This is a genomic window from Deltaproteobacteria bacterium (assembly GCA_016210005.1).
Classification (GTDB): Bacteria; Desulfobacterota; Binatia; order HRBIN30; family JACQVA1; genus JACQVA1.
Window position 1 is genome coordinate 1 of the sequence record JACQVA010000265.1, and the last position, 2,345, is coordinate 2,345.

The window sequence follows — 2,345 nt, forward strand, 5'->3', positions numbered from 1 at the left end:
ATCGCACATCTTTCTCGACCGATTGCCTTCGCAGCGGCCCGACGATGCCGTGCTGACCGTCTGCCCGCCTGCGCCTGCGCGTGGCCGGGGCTGGGCCAAGCGGTCGCGTCGACGACTTCGCCTCTACCCTGCAGGTCACCCACCTGGCCGGCCTCAACGTCTTCCTGGTAAAAGTCGAAATCAAGGATGTACTCTCGTTTGCCAGTGCCTTCGATCTGCGCGAACCCGTGCCGGAAGGAGTACTTGCCGACCCCTGCCACCCCGGCTACCTGCTGAAAGAACCCCTCGACATCTCCGTAGACGCCGTTTGCAAGCGGAGCAACAAGATCGCGGTTCAACCAGCCAAGGATCTCTTCGCCTGTAGTCGGGAGCACGTTCACGTAGCGCAGCCCCACGCGGGTAAAGAAATCCGAGTCGATGAAACCTCTTGCCGTCTCGAGCAGCTCCAAGAGCCTCTGCTTAAACGCCCGGAATCGCGGGTACGCCCTCGTTTCCAGAGAGATCGAATGGGATCTGAGCAGAACGGTCCAGTCTCGTTGCCGTGACCGGAAGAAATACCGGGTCTGGCGCTCGACGCCCCCCGGCTGTACATCGACGTTGGCACCCCGTTCGAAATGTGGGTAGCTCTTTCGAATCGCACGCTGGAAACTCTCGGGCGGTTCCGTCTCCAGGGAAAGAACCGTGGGAAATCGGATCTCGCAGACAGCAAGTCGGATGAGATTCCTGCGGTACGTAATTCTAGCTTGTGCAGGGACGTTCAGCGGACGAGCTTTCTGTTCCTTTCCGGCCTCACCGGTCATGGCAAACCTCCCTTCCAGCTATCGCACAAAGCGCCCGGTTGTCCAATCAGAACTCTCTCGCGTCGCCGCGGGAGCAATGGGCCGTTCATGGTGTACCTCTCGCGGAGGTCTCCTGCGAAGCGTCTTGGAGATTCAACTCCAGCAGTCGGCGCAGGAGCTCCCGCCGGGCGGTGGGGCTGATGGTGTAGCGGCTTTGGCCGCGTTCGTTGTGGTGGAAGCCGTGGGCGGGGTCCAAGGCCTGAGGCCTGGCCTTCCAGGCTGGGGGGGCGGGAGTAGAACCTGGATTGTCGGTCCAGCCGTAGCAGGCGAGCACGCCGGGGGTCCGTCGCGGCGGGCTGGGCTGGGGCGCTTCACTCGACTTCCGCCGCCGAACCACGCTAGACTTCAACAGGATGAAGGCGAAGACGAAGAACCCAAAGCCCACCACGGTGAGGAGCGCGCAGTACGAATACACGGTCATCTTCGAACCGGCTGAGGAGGGTGGCTACGTGGTCACGGTCCCGGCGCTACCGGGCTTGCACACCGAGGGCGATACCTTCGAGGAAGCGCAGGCGATGGCAGCGGACGCGATCCGTTGCTACATCGAGGGCTGCCTCCTCGACGGAGAAGAAGTGCCGGTCGAGCACGGCTACGCAATCACGCAGCGCGTTCCGGTGCATGTGAGTGCCGTGAAGGCATGAGCCGACTGCCGTCGTGCACCCCAAGCGATGTCATCCGGGTGCTCGAACGCGCGGGCTGGCAGTACCGCAATGCACCGGTTCCCATCGCCGCCATAAGCACCCCACACGTCCAGGAACCGTCATCGTCCCTTCCATCGGCGCGACATGAAACGGGGCTACGATGCTCGGAATCATCAAGGACGCCGGCCTCACGATCGACGAGTTCATCGAGCTGCTCCGCTCGTAATGCTGCCCCAGTGCGCATGCGCCTGAGACAGGATGTGGCAGCGCGTCGCGCTCACTCGTCGCCTTCGATGATGCGGACGGTCTCCAGGGATCGAAGCGTGTGCAGGCCCGCCTGCGCGCGCTGTTCGAGACGCTCGACGCCTGCGTGAATCGCCACGATGACCCCACCATTTGCTCCTGGCCCGATGTCGTTCTAGGCTGCGTGGCGCGCCGCGATCGCCAGAATATCCCCGCGCTTAGCGCCGGCGCAACAACTCGCGCCGCGCCGTTGGGCTGATGGTGTAGCGGGTCTGGCCGCGCTCGTTTTGGTGGAAGCCGTGGCCGGGGTCGAGCCCGCGCTAGCAGCCTGTCGGACTTTCGGAAAAAGTCCTTTGGTTTTCTACGAAAGCAGCTCGGCATGATTCTTATCACATGAACGAAATCAATTATTTAGATGATTTTGCTAGTTCAAGTCCGACAGGCTGCTAGGCCCGTCGAAGGGTCGGTCCAGCCGTAACAGGCGTGTCCTTCCGGTGAGCATGCATAGCTCGATTTTCCCGGGGCGATCGGTTGCGACCGGGCCACCGAGACGGAGCGACGGATCAGCGGGGTGGGAACCGGCTGCGCCGCCACCGGTCAGCGCGGCGGGTCGGGGCCGGTG

General features: G+C 62.9%; 2 protein-coding genes. One reads left to right on the forward strand and one right to left on the reverse strand.

The genetic code is table 11. The features are described 5' to 3' along the window. Nucleotides 1-800: TIGR04255 family protein (locus tag HY699_25195; GenBank protein MBI4519100.1), on the reverse strand; the 800-nt coding region annotated here is incomplete at its 3' end. 392 nt (nt 801-1,192) lie between these two features. Here HY699_25195 and HY699_25200 point away from each other — a divergent pair. Then, nucleotides 1,193-1,480 carry a type II toxin-antitoxin system HicB family antitoxin gene (locus tag HY699_25200; protein MBI4519101.1) on the forward strand — a complete coding sequence of 96 codons (288 nt, stop codon included), beginning with the start codon at nt 1,193-1,195 and terminating at the stop codon, nt 1,478-1,480. Nucleotides 1,481-2,345: the final 865 nt, after the last annotated feature.